The organism is Lacipirellula parvula, assembly GCF_009177095.1.
Taxonomy (GTDB): domain Bacteria; phylum Planctomycetota; class Planctomycetia; order Pirellulales; family Lacipirellulaceae; genus Lacipirellula; species Lacipirellula parvula.
On sequence record NZ_AP021861.1, the window covers coordinates 95,420 to 113,051 of the forward strand.

At 63.1% G+C, this 17,632-nt stretch carries 14 protein-coding genes; 4 read left to right on the forward strand and 10 right to left on the reverse strand.

Annotated features, from left to right (window positions below):
- Positions 1-141: 141 nt before the first annotated feature.
- On the reverse strand, positions 142-1,635 hold the full coding sequence (locus PLANPX_RS00325; protein ID WP_172991763.1) for a c-type cytochrome: 1,494 nt from the start codon (positions 1,633-1,635) through the stop codon (positions 142-144).
- A gap of 55 nt (positions 1,636-1,690) precedes the next feature.
- Positions 1,691-2,311, reverse strand: coding sequence for a redoxin domain-containing protein (locus PLANPX_RS00330; protein ID WP_152096803.1), 621 nt, complete (start codon positions 2,309-2,311; stop codon positions 1,691-1,693).
- A 260-nt stretch (positions 2,312-2,571) separates the two neighbouring features.
- Between PLANPX_RS00330 and PLANPX_RS00335 the strand changes: the two genes are divergently transcribed.
- The gene (locus PLANPX_RS00335; protein WP_152096804.1) at positions 2,572-3,105 is read left to right on the forward strand and encodes a sigma-70 family RNA polymerase sigma factor; all 534 of its coding nucleotides are present in this window, start codon (positions 2,572-2,574) and stop codon (positions 3,103-3,105) included.
- Entirely contained in the window at positions 3,102-4,115 is a 1,014-nt protein-coding gene (locus PLANPX_RS00340; protein WP_152096805.1) for a hypothetical protein, read from the forward strand. The genes PLANPX_RS00335 and PLANPX_RS00340 overlap by 4 nt, the downstream gene beginning before the upstream one ends.
- A gap of 18 nt (positions 4,116-4,133) precedes the next feature.
- Here the strand turns inward: PLANPX_RS00340 and PLANPX_RS00345 are convergent, their stop codons facing one another.
- From PLANPX_RS00345 to PLANPX_RS00380, 8 genes are all read right to left on the reverse strand, one after another.
- Complete coding sequence (locus PLANPX_RS00345) at positions 4,134-5,525, reverse strand: YiiX/YebB-like N1pC/P60 family cysteine hydrolase (protein WP_152096806.1); 1,392 nt, start codon at positions 5,523-5,525, stop codon at positions 4,134-4,136.
- Between the two features lie 73 nt (positions 5,526-5,598).
- Entirely contained in the window at positions 5,599-7,530 is a 1,932-nt protein-coding gene (locus tag PLANPX_RS00350; protein WP_152096807.1) for a LamG-like jellyroll fold domain-containing protein, read from the reverse strand.
- 193 nt (positions 7,531-7,723) lie between these two features.
- Entirely contained in the window at positions 7,724-8,506 is a 783-nt protein-coding gene (locus PLANPX_RS00355) for an MIP/aquaporin family protein (protein WP_152096808.1), read from the reverse strand.
- A 54-nt stretch (positions 8,507-8,560) separates the two neighbouring features.
- A complete protein-coding gene (gene glpK, locus PLANPX_RS00360; RefSeq protein WP_152096809.1) occupies positions 8,561-10,051 on the reverse strand; it encodes a glycerol kinase GlpK in 1,491 nt (496 codons plus the stop codon).
- Positions 10,052-10,242: 191 nt separating this feature from the next.
- Positions 10,243-11,634 (reverse strand): MFS transporter, encoded by a 1,392-nt coding sequence (locus tag PLANPX_RS00365; protein WP_198421824.1) that lies wholly within the window; start codon positions 11,632-11,634, stop codon positions 10,243-10,245.
- Positions 11,631-12,446 carry an HAD-IIA family hydrolase gene (locus PLANPX_RS00370; RefSeq protein ID WP_152096810.1) on the reverse strand — a complete coding sequence of 272 codons (816 nt, stop codon included), beginning with the start codon at positions 12,444-12,446 and terminating at the stop codon, positions 11,631-11,633. Before PLANPX_RS00370 ends, PLANPX_RS00365 begins: the two co-directional genes overlap by 4 nt.
- A gap of 51 nt (positions 12,447-12,497) precedes the next feature.
- Positions 12,498-13,796: an MFS transporter gene (locus PLANPX_RS00375; RefSeq protein WP_198421825.1), complete on the reverse strand. Its 1,299-nt coding sequence runs from the start codon at positions 13,794-13,796 to the stop codon at positions 12,498-12,500.
- An 11-nt stretch (positions 13,797-13,807) separates the two neighbouring features.
- Positions 13,808-15,157: a sn-glycerol-1-phosphate dehydrogenase gene (locus PLANPX_RS00380; RefSeq protein ID WP_152096811.1), complete on the reverse strand. Its 1,350-nt coding sequence runs from the start codon at positions 15,155-15,157 to the stop codon at positions 13,808-13,810.
- A 323-nt stretch (positions 15,158-15,480) separates the two neighbouring features.
- On the opposite strand from PLANPX_RS00380, the gene PLANPX_RS00385 reads away from it, so the two are divergent.
- Entirely contained in the window at positions 15,481-16,464 is a 984-nt protein-coding gene (locus tag PLANPX_RS00385) for a sugar-binding transcriptional regulator (RefSeq protein ID WP_152096812.1), read from the forward strand.
- A gap of 337 nt (positions 16,465-16,801) precedes the next feature.
- Positions 16,802-17,584 (forward strand): PEP-CTERM sorting domain-containing protein, encoded by a 783-nt coding sequence (locus PLANPX_RS00390; RefSeq protein WP_152096813.1) that lies wholly within the window; start codon positions 16,802-16,804, stop codon positions 17,582-17,584.
- Positions 17,585-17,632: the final 48 nt, after the last annotated feature.

Below are 17,632 nucleotides of genomic sequence, written 5' to 3' on the forward strand. Positions count from 1 at the left end.
AGGGTGCGAGAGCTGGGGCGAACCCACCAAAAATTGACTGCCAGCGCAATGTTTCGCGAGGCGGTGGTAACTCTGTAGGGGGAGTTTCGCGCGCGACGATGCGAAGCGGAATAGAGGCCGACTCTCGGGTAGAGTCCGGGGCTATTCAGTGGCTAGGCGCTCTTGGCGGGCTTCAGCCGCAGCGGCGATGGCTGCCCAACGTTTAACTCGTTGCCGCCAGCCGGTGCGTTGCGACATCCGCTCCTTCGCGACCGCGCGGACATGGTCGCGATACGCGTTTTGCAGCGTTTCGAGGTCTTCATCGTTGACCGGCATCATGCGGAGCGAAACGCTTCCCATTTCGTCGAGCGACTCGCGGCCCCACTTCACGCGAACCGGGGGATTGGTCGGGTTGCGGATGTTGTCGGTCGAGTTGTCCCAGGTGACGCGACCATCGAGCCGCGTTCCCTTCGGCAGGCGGACGAACTCGGCGTATTGGTACTGCTCCTGCCAGTTGAAATCGAAATCGTTGATCCGCAGCAAGTCGATTTGCTTGCCGTCGGGGAGCGTGGCGGTCAGCTCCATTTCTTTGCCGAGATAGTGGGCGTGCGAATTGGCGCCGAAGGCGTCGACGGCCACTGGCAGCGTGAATGAGTCGGTCTTGGTGTAGCGTTTCTCGCCCGCGGGGATATCGACGCCTGAAATGGCGCCGAAGAGGGGCGGAAGCTGCACGCCCGTGAAGCTTCGTTCCGGCTTCTTGTCGGCGAAATAAATGCCGACGACAGAGCGTTCGCGCTCGGCCACTCCCGAGGGATGGAAGTGGGTCGAGAGGATCAGCGACGACCCGGCAGGAACCCGGTAGGCAAGACCGGCGGGGAGCGGTAGCGGCGTGGCGCCCACGGCCCAACCGCCGAGGCTGCGGCCATTGCTGCCGCCGCCGAGGTCGCCCCGGCCGCGGCTGTCTTCTTCGTCGCCGTCGAATGATTGCTGGGCGAATTTAGGGTGCTTCACGGCCTGTCCCGATGGATCGCAGTAGAAGAGGCTGTGGTGGACGACCGTCCGCGCGCTGGGACGGAACTCGATCGCGCGGACCCACTTGTCTTCGGTAAGGCCGAGCGGGATGGCGAAGTTGTGGTAAATATCGGGACCGTCGGCGGGGACTTCAAACTCGTCGGTCATCTCGACGATCAGGTCGGGCTTGCCAAGCTGCCAACCCGGAGTGAACTCGGGAGCGGCCGGTAGGTCAGCGGGATCGCCCTCGGGCATGTCGGCGTCGACCCAGGCTTGGATCGTGGCGATCTGCTCGTCGGTGAGGCGGCGCTCGCCGTGGAAAGGCGTCTCGATGGGCTCGGCATGCCAGGGAGGCATGAAGCGTGATTCGGTGACGGCCGCGACCAGGTCGGCCCGCTTGCTGACCTGCTTGTAGGTGAGCAGCGAGAATGGAGCTGCTTCGCCGGGGCGATGGCACGAGGCGCATTGGGCGAACATGATCGGGGCGATGTCGCAATTGAACGTCGGCGCGGGCGCTGGTTTGACGTCGCTTTTTGTTTCAGTGCTCCAAGCCGTCGTCGTGCTGATGGCAATTGCGCACAGTGTTAGCAGCGCGGCGGCCGTGGCGGCAAACTTGAGGCGGTTCGGTTGGCGAAGGTGCATCATTGCTCCTGCAGAGGGGCGTTGTATCGTTTAGCCGGCCGGCGAGCGGCGGCGGGTGTTACTTGCTGACTGGCGAACGTTGGCTGTTCGTTGTAAAGGGAATCTTGCAGCCGAGCGCCTTCGTCAGCGGCGTGGCTACTGGTTTGCCATCGGCAACCGCGGCCAAGGCGTCGTGAAAATCGTGCTCGGTCGCTGCGCGGCGTTTGCGGCCGAGCGCTTCGTAAAAGTTATCGATGCGGCCTTGGTACAACGTCTTGCCGTTCAGGTCCACGATAAACGCTTCCGGGGTGACCGTGGCGCCGACGCGGCGCGCGATCGATTGGTCATGGTCGAGGATCACCGGCAGCTCGATCTTGAACTTCGCGATGTGGCGCTCGGCGTCCTCGGCCGTCACGTCGGGATCGGAGTGAATGAGATAGATCGGCACGCCGCTTGTGACGAACTTGGCGCCTAGTTCGCGAAGCGTCGGCTGGTAGAAGTTGGCGATCGGGCAGTCGGGAGTGATGAACACCAGGGCGATGGCTTGGACCCCCTTCTCTTCCATCGGGCGATGCACCGTGCCCGCGACGTCGGTCAGCAGGAGGTTGGTGCTCTGTTCCGCGGCATGCAGTCGCGCCGCGGCAAGGTGCAAACTGAGGACGATGGCCGTCGCGGCGGCTAGAGTGATCGATCGCGGCATAGGAAGGAGCGTTCCCAGGAGCGTTGGTGTGACGAAAGCTAGTTGTCTCCGGCGGGCCGAGGGAGGACTAGATTCTAGCGAGAAACTGTGGAATTGCCGATTTCAGATGTTTTCTGTCCTCTCGGCGGGCTGGAAGTGACAATAGGTAAGGCGGGCTGCGGCGCGGACGGGCGTATGGGATTGTGCGCCGTGTGAATTTCTGGCGTCGTGAATCCCTCCCCTGGCCCCTCCCTTCAAGGGAGGGGGAATAAGACAAACCGATGGACGCGAAGGGCGTATTCGAGATTCTGGTTCGCGAGCATGCTGGCATGCTCCGCGTCTATTTGCGATCGGCGGTGGCCGATCAGGCGGCGGTCGACGATTTGTTTCAGGAGACGATGCTGACCGCGTGGCGGCTGATCGATCGCTTTGATTCGAGCCGCCCCTTCGGCCCCTGGCTGCGCGGAATTGCGGCGAAGCTGGTGCTCGCCTGGCGGCGGAAGCACGCGACCGATCCGCGACTGTGCGACGCCGCGGCACTCGAGCAACTCGATGTGCGGATGAGCGAAGTGCAGCGTCTGCCGGGCGACACGCTCGATGAAAAGCTCGACGCGCTGCGGCGGTGCGTCGCCGCGCTGCCTGAACAGTACCAGGCGACGCTCGACGGGCGCTTTCGCGAACAGCTTTCGCCGCCGGAGATCGCCGCAACGCTGCAGCTCAACCTGGAGACGGTGAAGAAGCGTTTGCAGCGAGCGCGAGCGCTGCTGCTGGAGTGCATGCTCGGCAAGCTGGCGGCGCTGGAGGCGGAAGGATGAGCAGCGAACACGAGCATCCGATTGACGAGCGGGCGAGTGCGTGGCTCGATGGCCAGCATGGGCTCGCGGCGAGCGACGCGCAGGCGATGTCGTCAGCTGAGCGGCGGCGCCTCGTAGACTTGCAGTGGATAGACGCGTTGCTGGGGCACGCCGCTCCGGCCGAAGCGGCCGCGACCGACCGTTCGGTGGCGAGCGTGTTGGCTCAGTTGGAATCGCCCTCGCGCACGCCGAAGCGGAAGACCTCGCGTCGGCCAGTCCGCTTCCGCCGTCTGTTGCCTGCCATCAGTTTGTCGTCGGTCGCGCTTGCGGCGGCGCTCTTGCTGGCGGTCGGCTTCTGGTGGCAGCGGAGTGCGGAACAGGCGATGGCAATGGTCGAGCTGTCGTATCAAGCCGCGCTGGCGCCGCGCGATCGAACGTATAGCGTCCTCGTCGAACGAACCAACGGCACGATGCGGCCGATTACGGCTCACCTGACCGTTCGCGGCGGCGATAAATTTTTGTTCGAGAAGCAAGGCCCGCTCGGCGCCACGATTCGACTGGGAACCGACGGCGTGGGCTATTGGTTCATTCCGCCGCAGGGCCCGATCGTGCGCGCCAATAGCGACGAGTTCCTGCCGGGCTGGATGCGGCGTACCTCGACCGACTTGCCTCATTTGCAGGTCTCGACGCTGCTCGAGCGGATGCGAGATTACTACCAGTTGCAACGTTTGCCGGCGGAATCGCTCGTGCCCGGCGGGCCGGAGTTGTCCCATCTGAAAGCAACTTGGTCCGCGGGCAAATTAAAACCATCGAAGTATGGCCGCACGCCGCCGGAGCAAGTGGAACTGTGGGCCGATCCCGCGACGGGCGTCGTCGAGCAGTTAGTGCTGACGTTGCCGATCGATGCCTCGCGCCGGCAGGCCCACGAAGTGACGCTGCGGCTGGTGGAAGAGCGATCGCTCAGCGATGAAGCGTATCGGGCCGAGTACTATGCGCCGGAACGCGATTCGGTGATGGCGCCGCGGGAGTAGGCGCGCTGCGCCAACTCGCTAGTTCCGCCCTTCGACGCTGCGAACGATTTCCACTGCCTGTGGACCCTGCTCTAACCGTCCCCCATGCGCCGGTGAGTAGACGGCATGCACGCGGAATAGTCGCCCGGCGAGCGCCATCCGCAGCAGATCGCCCGCGGCGAGGGCGTAGCGACCCATGTGGCGCGGGAGTTCGATCTTTAGCCCATCGACGCCGTCGTAGGCGCGATAGACGACTTCCGTGCAGACCATGCGATGCGAGCAGGTGAAATCAAAGTCGAAATCGTACGGTTTTCCTTCGTGAAGAAAGGCCTGCACGATGGCGCTGCCGATCGCCGCCGGAGCGAGCAGCGGCCGCAGCACGATGACTGAATCGGATCCCAGCGGCGACGCGATCGAGCGGACGCGGACGCCGTCCTTCATCGATTCGAGCACCAGCGACGTCGGCAACGAAGAGTCGCGCTCGCGCCGTTCCGCGGCGATTGCTTCGCACAGCCGCCAGCGCGGAGCGACATGCTCGTGCTGCGCGACGCCCAGCCGTTGGAGGTCGTCGAGCGAGCCAATCACCAGCGCCGCGTGCGGCCAATAGCCCGGCAGAAAGTAGTTCGTCGCGGCGTACTCCTTCCGCACGACGAGCACATCGCCTGGCTGGACGAGCGCCGTCATCTCGCGATCGATCTCCGGCGGCAGCCCGGGACGATGGCCGGGGCGGACCGTCACTTCCGCCATGCCGGTGGAAACAACTTCCTGCGCGGCGTAGAGCGCGCGTCCCAGCATGTCGCGACCGATGCGACGAACGGCTCGTCGCCCGCGCACACGCAGCCGCGTCCTCAGAAACATCCAGAGCGATGGCCGCAGGCGATCCCGCAAGCGATCGATGATATCGACGAGCGGCGTCAACTGTGCCACTGCCTCGGCCTCGGCCTCGGCGAGCCGTTGGCGATGCGCGTCGTAGTAGCGAGTTGCCTGCCAAAGATGCCACGCGTTGCCGACGCTCACCAGCGAGCGTTGCACGTCGTCGTACATCCGCGGCGGGATGCCGTAGACGGGATCGGGTTCGTCGAGCTTGCGGCGGACGACCGTCGTGCGGTGGAACTGTTCGCGCAGGTAACGGGCCGAGTCGACGAGCAGCGCGGCCGCGGCGAGCGCGATGAGAAACTCCTCAGGCGTCGCGGCTTCCGGCCGGTGGACGCGGCCGCGAATCTCGTCGATGAGTTCAAGCAGAGCGACGCGGCTCTTCCAGTACGAGAGCTGCAACTGGCGAACCGCGAGTTCTTGGCTCGCCGTGACGTAACCGACTTCCGCGACCTTCACCGCGTCGAAAATCGCCGCGGCTTCGCTCTTCAGCTGCGTGAAGTAGTCGTCAATTTGAATGACGGTGCGCGCGGCGGCGAGGAGTTGCGAATCGGCCATCGCCGTAGTGTAGCGACGGCGGAGCGAGGCGTGCAGAGTTGATGGTCGTGTTTTCGACGGTCGCGTTCTGAAGTTAGGGAGCGGCTGCTTGCGTTTCCGGCGCCGCGGCCGGTGGAACGGTGGCCGGCGAACGATCGCGTTTGTCGATGGTCATCGTGTCGAACAGTCGCCCTTCGAGGTCGAAGGCTTTGAATTCCAGACGACGGCCATTCACCGCGGCGAGGCAGTAGTGGTGCCCGTGCTTCACGTTGTTCTGGAACCAGGGCTTGATAGGGCCGGCCGTTTCAAGGTTCCCCCCTGCCCCGCCGGTGATCATGTAGATCGTCCCGTCTTGCTCCTGCACCTTCTCGGCCTTCATCGGCCAGGTCCGCTCGTACGAATGGATGTGGCCGTTCCAAACAATGTCGACGCCGTAGCGATCGTAGAGCGGCACGAGTGCGCGGATCCGCGTATCGCCGTACTCCGAGCGTTCGCCTTTCCACATATCGCCGTAATCGTCTTCGTCCGACGAGTACGACGGGTGATGGTACGACACGAACTTCCACGTGGCGTCCGACTGCGCGAGTTGCGATTCGAGCCACTTGTATTGCTCGCTATCGGGATCGACCGCTTTGTTCGAGTCGACCATAAAAAACTGAGCGTTGCCATAGCGGAACGTGTAGTAGTACTCGGGCGCCGGGACGGAAACGTAGTTGTAGTAGTGGGCGGCGTTTTGCTCGTGGTTGCCGATCGTGGGGAAGAACGCGACGCGCGACGATAGCGGCTGCATGCCGGGGAAAAACTCTTCGACCCACTGCTGCTTATTGGGCCCGCTATCGACGAGATCGCCGGGGATGATGGTGAAGTTCGGCCGTTGCATCCAGAGTTGATCGCTGAGCCGCTTACAAACCTTTGGATTTCCTTGCGTATCGCCGAGGATGCCAAAGGTGAACGGCGTTTCCTCATTGTTGGCGGTTTGAAAGGTGAGCAGCGGGCTGCGAATCGTGCGGCCGCAGTCGTCGGTCGCTTCGACTTGATACGCGTAGGGAGATTGCGCCTCTAGATCGGTGAGGCGGATTTCGTGAATCGTCGTCGCCTGATCGCCGGTTTGCTCGTGGCCGAGTTCGCCCGTCTCGCCGTACAGAACTTTGCCCTTCGCAGAGCGCGATGTCTCCCACATCACTGTGATGCCATCTTGTGTGACGAACTGCAGGTAGGGCGTCACGACGAACGTCATGTCGTCGGGGATCTCGACGGCGTCGAGTTCGAGCAGGTCGCTGCCGTGGTCGAAGTCGTGCTTCACCCACTTCTCGGTCGCGGTGAGATCGTAGACTGAAACATCGCGAATGTGGCCGCGATGCGTGACCAGCTCGTCGTGATCGGCCGTGGCGCCAATCGTGTACGGGGCGTAGCGCGACGGGTAGATTGGCCCGCGTTGGTCGTCGCTTACCGCGTCGAGTTCGCCGTTCACGTAGAGCCGCATCTCGGCGCCGTCGTAGGTGGCGACAACGTGGTAATACTTGCCGAGCTCGAACTTCGTTTTGCCTTCAAGCAACGTTGCCTTGCCGTTGCCGTCGTCGCTGCGACGGGCCGCGAGCACGAAGCGGAAGACGCGATTGTTGTAGCCGAGCAGAAAGCCTTTCTCGCCGTCTCCGTCAGCTTCGAGCGTGCTGATGATGGCTCCCTGCGGGTTGGGGGCTTCGATGATTACCCAAGCGGAGAGCGTGAGGTATTGATCGGGGAGAAACTCATCGGCCTCGCCAGCCGGGGAGGCGATGCGCAGGTAATCGTGGACGCCGTCAAATCGCATCGCGGCGCCAAGTTTGTCGGTTACTAATTGCGGCTGGCCGACGATCGTTGCGTCGGGGCCAAGGCGGGCGGCAACCTTTCCTTCCTTCACCGTCGACGGACTGAAGTACCAATGCGAGACGGGATCGGGTCCCTCGTGCGCGATTGCCAACGGACTGATGTGCAACGAGTTGCAAGCGGCGAAGAGCGCAGCAGCGAGAACAGCAGGACGAAGCATGGCGGCTAGCTCCAGAGGTCGCGGCGCCAACGAGCAGCGTCGCGAAATCGACGGCAGGACGATTCGGCGAATGTAGCCGCCGAGCGTGAAGATTCGGCGCACTACTGCGAATATAAATTGTCCTGCGCATCGCGGGAGCGAGGCGATGCGCAGCGGCGCGGACGATTTGCGAGTCGGTTCGCTGCGATCGTTACTAAACTTTCGCGGCGGCTTCGAGCATTTGCGCACCGGCGAAGGCCCCCGCCGCCATCAAGGCGCCAATGACCGGCCCCACTACCGGGATCCAGGCATACGACCAGTCGCTGTCGCCCTTTCCGGGGATCGGCAGCATCGCGTGAGCCAAACGCGGGCCAAGGTCGCGAGCCGGGTTGATCGCGTAGCCCGTCGTGCCGCCGAGCGAGAGGCCGATCGCTAAGACGAGAAGCCCGACCGGCAACGCGCCGAGCGCGCCCAGGCCGACTTTCATGTTGCCCGGTTCGAAGACCTTCGTCGCCTCGTTGGCGATGAGAATGACGGGGTCGGTTGCGAGCAGCACCGCGAAGACGAGCACGAACGTTCCCACCGCTTCACTGAAGAGGTTGCTGCTGGCGCGACGAATCGCGGGACCGGTGGCGAACGTGGCGAGCTTGGCGCCCGGGTCATCGCTCAGCGGGTAGTGATCGCGATAGAACACGTAGACCAGGATCGCGCCGACGATCGCCCCTGCTAGCTGGGCGATGATGTAGGGAACCGCCAAGTCAGCGGCGAACTTGCCGGCGACCGTTAGGCCGATTGTTACCGCCGGATTGAGATGGGCCCCGCTCGCGGCAGCGGTGCACCAGACGGCGACGAACACTGCCATCGCCCAGCCGAAGGAGATGACGATCCAACCGCTGGCGTGCCCCTTCGTGCGCGGCAGGACGACGTTCGCGACGACGCCGTTGCCGAGCAAGACAAGGAGAGCTGTGCCGACGAACTCTGCGAGGTAGGCGTGCATGGGATTTCAACTCCGAGAGAAGGTTGACGATGAGCCGAACGCGATCCTCGTGAACTACTCTTGCGCCCAGCCTTTGGTGCGTTCGACGGCGCGGCGCCAGGTCGCTCGTCGCGACGCCGCTTCATCGGCGGAGATCTTTGGTGCAAACCGCTTGTCGACTTGCCACTGCTGGCGAATCGCGTCACGATTCGGCCAGACGCCGACGGCGAGGCCTGCGAGGTACGCGGCGCCGAGGGCCGTCGTCTCGGTGACCTTCGGCCGCACCACGGGGATTTGTAGCACGTCGGCCTGAATTTGCAGCAGCGTGTCGTTGACGCTGGCGCCGCCGTCGACGCGCAGTTCACTGAGTGCTTGGCCGAGGTCGTGATGCATCCCTTCGAGCAGATCGGCGACTTGCAGCGCGACGCCGTCGAGCGCGGCGCGGGCGATGTGGCCGGTCGTCGTGCCGCGGGTAATGCCGATGATGGCCCCGCGGGCGTACGGATCCCAATCGGGGGCGCCGAGGCCGGTGAATGCCGGCACGAACGAGACGCCGCCGCTGTCTTCAACCGTGTTGGCGAGCGCCTCGACGTCGCTGGACGACTTGATGACGCCGAGCCCGTCGCGCAGCCAGCCGACCGCGGCCCCGCCGATGAACACGGCGCCTTCGAGGGCGTACTCGGTGACGCCGTCGACTTTCCAGGCGACAGTGCTCAGCAGGCGATGCTTCGACGCAACCGCTTCCGCCCCGGTGTTCATCAACATGAAGCAGCCGGTGCCGTACGTGTTTTTCGCCGCGCCGGCATCAAAGCAAGTCTGCCCGAAGAGGGCCCCCTGCTGATCGCCGACCATGCCGGCGATCTTTAGACCCGCGAGTGGCGACTTGCTGCTCGCCTCGCCATAGACTTCACTCGAGAAGCGAATGCTAGGCAGGATCTCGCGCGGCAGGTTGAGCAGCGTGAGCAGCTCGTCGTCCCAGTCCCCCTCGTGAATATTCATGAGGAGCGTGCGTGAGGCATTCGACGCGTCGGTAACGTGCAGCTCGCCGCCACTCAGTTTGAAGGCGAGCCAAGCGTCGATTGTGCCGCAGCAAAGCTCGCCCGCTTCGGCACGCTGGCGGGCGCCGGGGACGTTGTCGAGCAGCCACGCGATCTTCGTGCCGCTGAAGTAGGGATCGATCAGCAGGCCCGTCTTGTCGCGGATGAGATCTTCTTTGCCGTCGGCCCGCAGTTGATCGCAAAACGCGGCGGTGCGGCGATCTTGCCAGACGATGGCGCGGTGAATCGGCTCGCCCGTCTTGCGATCCCACAGCAGCGTCGTTTCACGCTGGTTGGTGATGCCGATCGCGGCAACGTCGGCCGGTTTCAGTTTGAGCTTGGCGAGCACTTCGACCGCCACGTCGAGTTGCGCCTGCCAAATGTCGGCGGCGTCGTGCTCGACCCAGCCCGGCTTCGGGAAATGCTGCTGGAACTCGCGCTGCGCGGCGCCGACGATCGAACCGGCGTCGTCGAAGACGATCGCCCGCGAGGAGGTGGTTCCTTGGTCGAGAGCGAGCAGTAACGCCACGGAACGCCTCCGAAGAGCCAATGCATTCAACACAGAGAGCACGGAGGACACAGAGAAGCGGATCGTTGTCGCTTTCGTTCAGGCAGCAGACCTGAGCATTTCTCTGTGAACTCAGTGTCCTCTGTGTTGAATGCTTTTAATGAGTTGAAGAGTAGAGCGTCAATGTACTGCAGACGGCTCAGCGTGCGAAGCTACGCCCGCGGCCGCATCGACCAGGTGAACGCCAGCAGTACGAACGCCAGCACGCCGCAAATGAGAATCGAGTAGAGCACAATGTCCCACGCCGCGTCGCGGCCGAGGATTGGCTCATACTTGTGGACAGCCCAGCCAAAGCCCTTTGCCTGCGCCGTACGGCCCATGTACCCGATGAGGCCGATGAATCCTGCGGCGGCGCCGATCGCCTTCTTCGACACAATGTCGAGCGCAGCGATCGTGATGAGATTGATCACCGGGTAAATGAAAAAGCCGATCGCGAAGAGCATCGTCATGTCGATCCACAGAAACCCCTTCGGCGTGAAGAGAATCCCGGCGAACGCGGCGACGATGGGGATCATGCAGAGGGCCGCGACCATGCCGCGGCGGCCGCCGAGTTTGTCGGAGAGCCAGCCGAGCAAGATCGTCGAAGGGATGCCGCCGATTTCGAGAATGGCCGTCGACCAGCCGCCCCCTTCGAGCGTCGCTCCTTTCATTTCACGCAGGTAGGTTGGGCCCCAGTCAAGCATGCTATATCGCGTGACGTAGGCGAAAAAATTCGCGAAGGCGAGCAGCCAAACCCATGGGTTAAGCAGCACCTTGTCGAACAGAATCTCGCGAAAGGTCAGCTCGCGCTCTTCGCTGACGGACGACTTATCAACCGCAGCAGGATAGTCGTTGCGGTAGACCTCGATCGGCGGTAGGCCGACCGATTGCGGCGTATCGCGCATCCGAATGAGCAAATAGAATGCGCCGACGACGGAGATCGCCGCGGGCACGTAAAACGCGTACTGCCAGTCGCCGAAGGTGCTCACCGCCCAGGCGACGATGACGCCGGTGGCCGCGCCTCCCACGTTGTGCGAGGTGTTCCAAATACTGAAGGTGAGGCCGCGTTCCGATTCGCTAAACCAATGCCCCATCGTCCGGCCGCACGGCGGCCAGCCCATACCTTGGGCGAAGCCGTTGAGCGCCCAGAGCCAGAAGTGCGTCGTGTAGTCCGCCGTGGCCCCAAAGGCGACGTTGATTGCGGCCGTCAGTAGTAGGCCCGTGGCGATGAACTTCCGCGCATCGCTCCGATCGGAAAGTACGCCCATTACGAACTTGCTTAGGCCGTAGCTGATGGCCGTGATCGCCGTGATGTTGCCGATCTGGTCTTTCGTGTAGCCGAGCGCTCCCTGCAATTCGATCGTAATCGGCGAGACGTTGTTGCGCACCAAGTAGTAGGTCGCGTAGCCAATGAACGTCGCTTCGAGCATCCGCCAGCGATACGCTGGGTAGACGCGGGCTACTTCCTCGGCGGGGCGCTGCGGTATCGCCGTCGGCGGAGCGTAGAAGCGGCCCAGCGGGCGGAGGATGTTGAGCATGGCGCCTTCGAGAGTCGGAGGAATCACACACCGCGAGCGGCGCAGAACTGGCGAGACAAGTCGTCGAGATCGCTCACTATCAAATCAGGTCGGTGCGCTTCGGGCAAGCTCATCGCTTCCGCAGCGTTCGCTTCGCCGGTGAGCGTGAGGATCGCCAACGTTCCCGCGTCGCGGGCCATCCGCACGTCGGTGTAGAGCCGGTCGCCGATCATCGCTGTCTCGCTCGGCTGCAAGCCGTGGCGATCCATCACTTCCTGGATCATCTCGGGGCTTGGCTTGCCGGGAACCGCATCAGGCTTGCGACCGGTGGCCGATTCGAGCAGCGCGCAAAAGGCCCCGCAGTCGGGAAGCACCGTCGGCTGATCGGTCGGACAGATGCGATCAGGATGCGTCGCGAAGTACGGCACGCCTTTGCTGAGCCAGTACGCGGTGCGGCAAAGACGCTCGTAGGTGAGCTGATAGTCAAAGCTCACGACGACCGCGTCGGGAGCGTCGTCGACGATCTCGAACCCGCCGAGGCGCCAATCTTCGAGCGCCTGCTCAGTCGTGAGGACGAACAGCCGCTTCGCCTCAGGAAGCGTCTTCTGAATGTGGTGAATTGTCGCGTGGGCCGAAGTGACGACGGAATCGGGCGGCGCCGCGATCCCCATCTCGTGCAAGTGCTGGACGTACCCTGCCCTGCTCTTCGAACTGTTGTTCGTGACGAACGTGTAGCCGATGCCGAGGTCGCGCAGCTGGGCGAGGAACGGAATCGTTTCCTTAAACAGCGTGCGGCCGAGATAGATCGTGCCGTCCATGTCGAAGACGATGTGACGGAGTTTGGCGAGTCGTGCTTTCAATGGATCGAGCAGGTTAGGCGTGAAGGTGTACTAGGCGATGTGTGGCGAGGCTCAATCGTAGCCGTGCGCTTTGGCTGGCCAACAGAGGGCAAACAGCAAGCTGCCGATTCCCGCGGAGATCGCAAGGAGTACGAACGCGGCGTTCCAGCCATGCTTGTCGGCCAACCAGCCGATGCCGACGCCGGAGACTAACGTGCTCGCGTAGCCAAATAGGCCTGTGAGGCCGGCCGACGCTGCAGCGGCCCGTTTGGTGGCGAGATTGGCGGCGGCGATGCCGATCAGGCATTGCGGGCCGTAAATGAAGAAGCCGGCTACCGCCAAAATCGCGGCGTTGGCGGCGATCGATTCGACCGGCACGAGCCAGAAGACCAGCAGGGCTGAGCAACAGCCGAGCATGTAGAAGAGGCAAGCCCGCGTGCCGCGGCCGCCGAAGACGTGATCGGTGATCCAGCCGCTGGAGATCATGCCCAAGATGCCAGCGACTTCGAAGGCGCCGACGGTCCAGCCTGCTTCCGTCTCGAGTTCGAAGCCCTTCGCTTCTTTCAAAAACGTTGGCGCCCAATCGACGACGCCGTAACGGACGATGTAGACGAAAAAGTTGGCGAGCGACAGCAGCCAGATGTACTTATTCGTGAACACCAGCCGCCGCAGCGTCGACCACAGCGAATCGGTTTCGCTCACGGCTGTATGCGCGGTCCCGGCGACAGGCGGCAAGCCCATCGACTCGGGCGTGTCGCGTAGAGCGATTGCCAGGGCAATGGCGCCAGCGATCGCGATACCTGCCGGAACGAGAAAGCAAAGCCGCCAATCGACGCCGACCAGATACCCGCATAGCACGGCGACGCCTGCCCCGCCGACCGAGTGGCCGACGTTCCAGACCGACATCACCGACGCTAGTCGTTTCGGTGAAAACCAGTGAGTCATCAGTCGGGTGCAAGGCGGGAAGCCCATGCCTTGAAACCAGCCGTTGAGCGCCCACAGTGCAATGAACAACGTGAGCGTGTTGCTGAAACCGAACGCAAGGTTGAGGGCTCCGCAAATGGCCAACCCGCCTGCCATGAACCAACGTGCGTTGACGCGGTCGGCAATGATGCCGTTAGCAAACCGCGAGACGCCGTACAGCACGCCGTGCGCCGAGAGGCACCAACCAAGGTCTTCTTTGGTGTAGCCGAGTTCAACGCCGATCGCGGGGATCGCAAAACTAAAATTCTTCCGCACGAAGTAGAAGAAGGCGTAGCCGACCATCGACGACAGCAAGATCCGCCACTGCCAGTAGCGGAACTCTGCGGACGTTTCGCCGGGGTCGGCGACTTCCGCATCGGCGGAAGAGTTCGTGACGATCATCCCCATCGGGCGGCCGTTCAGTTCGTGGAGGAGAAGGCGTCGTCGAGCGCCGGTTCCATGAGGCCGGCGCGGCGGACGACGTCGAGAATCGTGAAACGACGGCGAATGTGATACGCCTGCCGGTAGCTGCGGCGAAGCCGATCGCGGTCGATGCCGATTTCTTCTGAGAAGGTCGGCGCCCCGGCGGCGGCGAGCATGTCGCGGAGCTCGCCGTGTGGGACGAGCTGCGCCTGCAAACGACGCGAGAGTTCCGGCCAGCCCGCCTTCAGCTTCGCGAGTTGAACTCGCACAGCGTCGCGCGAGACGAGCTTTGCGCGGCTTTCTTCGTACGCCTTTTGCTTGAGCTCGTCGTGCGCGAACAGCGTGGCGATCTCGGCGTCGTTGTCCATCGCTTCGGGCCACTGGTCAGCGATGCGCTCCACATCAAGCGATTCGATCGGCTGGCGAGCGAACGCTTCATACAACGCGATCGATGCGAGCGAGCCGATGCCCACCTTAAAACCGTGGGACGGGGCGTAGCCGTTGTGCGTGTGCCCCTCCATGTCCCACAGATGGCTGAACTGATGCTCGGCGCCCGAGGCGGGCCGGCTCGAAAGGGCCGATTGCATCGCGAAACCCGACATCATCAGCGCGATGGTGAGCCGACGAATCGTCTCGAAATCGCCCGTTTGCACCCCTGCGGGATTCGCCATCCACTCGCGGAGCCGCGACTGCACGGCGTCCCACGGGAACTGGCTAATTGGCTCCTCGCCAAGGAAATCGGCCAGAATCCAATCGGCGCCGGCGGGGCATTTCGCGGCGAGATCGGCGTAGCCCGACGCGTTCATTGACGGCGGCGCTGCGGCGATGACGTCGAGGTCGGCGACGACCCCCTTCGGCGCCGGGCAGTCGAACGTTTGCTTCGAGCCGCGGTAGGTGATCGACGCTCCATAGGCAGTGTAGCCATCCATCGACGCGGCGGTGGCGACGGACAGGTAAGGCCGCTCGACCTGATGCGCGGCAAGCTTCACCAAGTCGTTGATCGAGCCGGCGCCCAGCGAGATCGGGACGGCGTCGACGGTCTTCAGATGCTCGCGAATCTGATCAACGAATGAGTATTCAGCATAAAGCTTCTCCGCCGGTAGGATCAGCGGATCGACCGTCGGCACGCCGGCCGCACGCAGCGAGTCGAGAACGTCCCGCCCCGCAATTTCGCAGGTCTGCTCGTCGCCGACGACGATCGCCGTCGCCGCACCGAAGAGGCTGGTGAACGCCGCCGCCGTGCGATGGCGAGCCCCCCGATCGAGCTCCAGTAACTTTGTATCGCGAGCCGAGCGGAGCGCGGCGGCGAGGAGCTCGGTCTCGGAAGTTCGTTCGATCGTCGGCATGTTCAGCCGCGCGAATGGCTTCGCGCGCTCTCGATTTCCCGGCCATTACGGCGATTTTGTGTGGCGGCTGGCAATTGCTAGCCTTGGCGCCGGCGACACCGATCGAAGCTAATCGCCGGGTGTTAAAAAGCTCGCCGCGACCACCCCCACTTGACAGTCGGGGGTGGTGTTGAATAGATATGCAGATTATAGATTCACATGGTAATGGTTTTAGGCGGCGAGGTCAACGATCGCCGGCGTTCCCGCTGCCATCTTCGGCCCGTTCGATTGCCGACTTCTCCCTTATCAAATTCAATCGCGAGTCTTCAGCGATGAGCAAAGCCATGGTTGAACCCCAGCCGAAGCGATCTACTCCCACGGGCGACGGCGTTTACAGCGACGCCCAGCTGCTGTTGGCCGCGAGACTCTATTACGTCGACGGCATTCTGCAGAACCAGATCGCCAAGATGGTCGGCGTTTCGCAGGCGAAGGTCTCCCGCATGCTCGCTGTTGCCCGAGATCGCGGGCTCGTGCGGATCACGGTGCCGGAGTACGAGCCTCGCGAGCGCGAACTGGAAGCGGAGCTCGTCTCGGCCTACCAGTTGAAAATGGCCATCGTCGTCCGCAAGGTCGCCGGACAATCGGTGGCAGATTTGCGGAACACGCTCGGTTACTTCGCCGGCCCGATCGTTGCCGCCACGCTCGCTCCGTATGGCACGCTGGCCGTTGCCGGCGGACGGACGTTGCAGTCGCTAACCGACGCCATGAGTCGCGGCCCTGGACCGATCCGTCCGGTGGTGGTCCAGGCGATGGGCAACGTCGATTCCACTCCTGGATCTTACGATGCGTCGGAAATCGCCCGCACGCTCGCCCAGCCCTGGGGCGGCGTCTACCTCACGCTGAACACGCCGGCATTCGCGCCGACCGCGGCGGTCGGCAAGCAGTTGCTCGAATTGAAAGATACTCGCGACGTGTTTGAGCGCCTGGCTGCGGCCGAAACGGCCCTCGTTGGCGTCGGCAACCTGCAGAATTCCGTCTTCATCGAGCGGAACATTTTGCAGCAGAAGGATATTCAAGAACTTCATCGCGCCGGCGCGGTTGGCGAAATTCTGGGCCGTTTTTACGACGAAAACGGCGTGGAATGCCAGACGTCCTATCGTCAACGCGTGCTGAGCTTACCGCTGGAGAAGCTGCGAGCGATCCCGAATGTCGTCGCCGCGATTGCGGGAAGCGATCGAACCGCCGCGATTCGAGGCGCTCTGCGCGGCGGGATCCTCAAGTCGATCGTCATCGACGACGATGGCGCGCGATCGCTGCTCGCGGGGTAAGCATCGCGATCGCGTGAATGGAAATTCACGAGGCTGAGCTCGCCCCGCAAAATTGTTGACAGTGGTGAGATCGCTATCTAATCTCGACGAACGTCAGACAAACTTTTCGCCGTTTCGACGGCCGCTAGATATCCGATTCGAGCCAGAGAATTAGAGAAAGGCTCCACGGTTACGCCGTGGAGTCTTTTTTTGTTGGTTCGCGTTTCTCTGGTTCATTCAGCGCCAGATTCACGAGACCTTCATCGACTGTTCATGCCAGGCTCACCGGCTTGTTTGAGCGAGTTGATACAATCAACAAGCTAACCATTGAGTTCGCACCCTCAGAGGAGCATCGCTAATGAAGATCTACCGCGTTTCGCTGATCGCCGCGTTGGCGGCCATGGCTGCCGCCCAGCTGCAGGCGGCCACGCTGGTCAGTTACAATCTTTCGGGAGTGGCAAACGCGGCGGTTCCGAGCGTCGCAGCGAGCCCTTCGCCGGTCGGCATCACTAACATCCCGTTGACGCGCGGCGCGGGCATCAACGCCGCCGCTCTGACGAACGGCTTCTCCGCTGACACCTGGAATCGTCCTGCTCCGTCACTCGAGAACGCGATCGCCAACGGCGATTACTTTCAATGGGGCCTCGGGGTTGCTTCCGGCTACACCGCTTCGTTGTCGACGACCGATTTCTCGTTGCGTCGCTCGGCGGTAGCGTCGCCGATGAACCTGCAGCTGCAGGCGAGCGTCGACAACTTCGCGACGCCGGGCATCGTGATTTCCACGTTCAACTATTTTGGCCGGACGTCGGGAACCGCTCCCGTCACTCCGCCCGCGCCGTTCGAGTACATGACGGCTGACGTCCCAGGCCGGCCAAATACGACGACGTCGACCGGCGATCCGGTTCCGACGATCAACCTGTCGTCATTCGCCGCATTGCAGAACCTATCGGGCGGCACGAACGTGACCTTCCGTCTGTATGCATGGGGAAATACTTCAACGGCTGCAACCAGCACGCTTGCCCTCGGCCGCATGGTCGGGCCCGCAGTGGGCGGCGACGTGGCAGTGGCCGTTCCAGAACCAACGTCGCTCGCATTGGTCTGCGGGGCGGCAGTCATTGGGTTGGCGATTCGTCGCCGGTAGCAGTTGCGTCGTTCGCGACTGCGATGTGCAGACTGCGCTTGGCCGGGG